Annotated in this window: 2 tRNA genes and 1 rRNA gene; all 3 read left to right on the top strand. The window is 40.2% G+C overall.

The features are described 5' to 3' along the window. Nucleotides 1-53 (top strand): 16S ribosomal RNA (locus tag ND16A_RS22070); the annotation flags it as partial. 91 nt (nt 54-144) lie between these two features. Then, nucleotides 145-221: transfer RNA gene (locus tag ND16A_RS01840), tRNA-Ile, on the top strand. A gap of 101 nt (nt 222-322) precedes the next feature. Then, nucleotides 323-398 (top strand) — tRNA-Ala (locus ND16A_RS01845). Nucleotides 399-868 lie beyond the last annotated feature (470 nt).

Here is an 868-nt window from a genome sequence, read left to right as displayed (position 1 = left end):
TGAAGTCGTAACAAGGTAACCCTAGGGGAACCTGGGGTTGGATCACCTCCTTACCTTAAGTGAATTAGCTTAGTGCTGAGTGTTCACACAAATTGTATGATAACGAAAGATGAAGAAAATATAGGTCTCTCATGACCTTGTGATAGGTCTGTAGCTCAGCTGGTTAGAGCGCACCCCTGATAAGGGTGAGGTCGGTAGTTCAAGTCTACTCAGACCTACCAATTTAACGTTTTTACGGCGTTATTTGGTTACTCGTTTAGGTGAACTAAACGTCGCAACCAAATGCCTTGTAAAAAGCGCTAAATACCATTGGTAAAACAATGGGGCTATAGCTCAGCTGGGAGAGCGCCTGCCTTGCACGCAGGAGGTCAGCAGTTCGATCCTGCTTAGCTCCACCATTTTCTTCGATTAAAGAAAGACCAAATTTAAGCGTCGTTTTGAACTTCAAGACTTCATTTAAGTTTGGTTTTTTACCAAAATCTTTGCCGAATGCGCGCATTGATTAGATCTTTAACAATTTGGAAAGCTGATATTAAACCCGATAATTCGTGGTTGCGACGTCCAATCGCATCCGTTAATCGAATTATCACGATAAACAACTTGTTGTTTATCAATCGAAGCATTGTTTACAATGCTTCAACATTATAACTAACGAAGTTAGTTATTCTTACTCAAGGCTCAAACAGTAATGTTTGAGTTTGATAACTTACGTTAAAATAGGTTGTCAACATTCTTATTGAATGCGTGAAAATGTCAGGCTTGCAACTTATCTCGGATTAGTCTCCGAGAATTCAAAACAGTCAATGCGATTTATTCAATTAAAACGTATTGCGCAGGGTTTTGGCATTTAGGCAAGGCGCTTTGAGCG

The sequence above is a fragment of the Thalassotalea sp. ND16A genome (assembly GCF_000764205.1).
GTDB lineage: Bacteria > Pseudomonadota > Gammaproteobacteria > Enterobacterales > Alteromonadaceae > Thalassotalea_A.
The sequence above is the reverse complement of the archived record's forward strand: the minus strand, read 5'-3'. Positions and strand labels throughout refer to the sequence as shown.